General features: G+C 60.9%; 1 pseudogene. It reads right to left on the bottom strand.

From position 1 onward, the window contains the following. Window positions 1-140: 140 nt before the first annotated feature. Window positions 141-529, bottom strand: a pseudogene (locus APM_RS18645) (transposase); the annotation flags it as partial.

The raw sequence follows: 529 nt of genomic DNA, 5'->3' as shown, positions 1-529 counted from the left end.
CCCAGATGGGTGCCGCGAGCAACATCCAAACAGAAATTGCGGCATGGAACTGCCGTAGATTCAGACGGATTTTGTTGCTCGTCGGTTCGACCGATAACCATCTCCTGTTTGCCCCTAAACCCTCGGCACCGGCGCGCGGATCAGGCGGCTACCGGCTGACGCCGATACGCTTCACCACGCGCCATCATGGCCCAGATGATCCGGGCCATCTTGTTGGCCAGAGCGATCGCCGCGACCTTGCGCGGCTTCCGCTCCAGCAATTGCAAACAGCCAAGCGGTCGCTGATTTGCTGCCTGGTTTAGCGAAGCGGATCACCGCCATCGCCCCGACCACGAGCAACTGCCGCAACCTCTCATTGCCTGCCTTACTTATCTTTCCCATACGATGCTTGCCGCCGGTGGAATGCTCTCGCGGAGTCAGCCCGAGCCACGCTGCAAAATGCCGCCCGGTCTCAAAATTCGCGGGGTTCACATTGAGCGCCATGGTGATCGCGGTGATTGCCCCAACGCCGGGAATCGCGGCGAGGAGC

The organism is Acidiphilium sp. PM (assembly GCF_000219295.1).
Lineage (GTDB): Bacteria > Pseudomonadota > Alphaproteobacteria > Acetobacterales > Acetobacteraceae > Acidiphilium > Acidiphilium multivorum.
The sequence above is the reverse complement of the archived record's forward strand: the minus strand, read 5'-3'. Positions and strand labels throughout refer to the sequence as shown.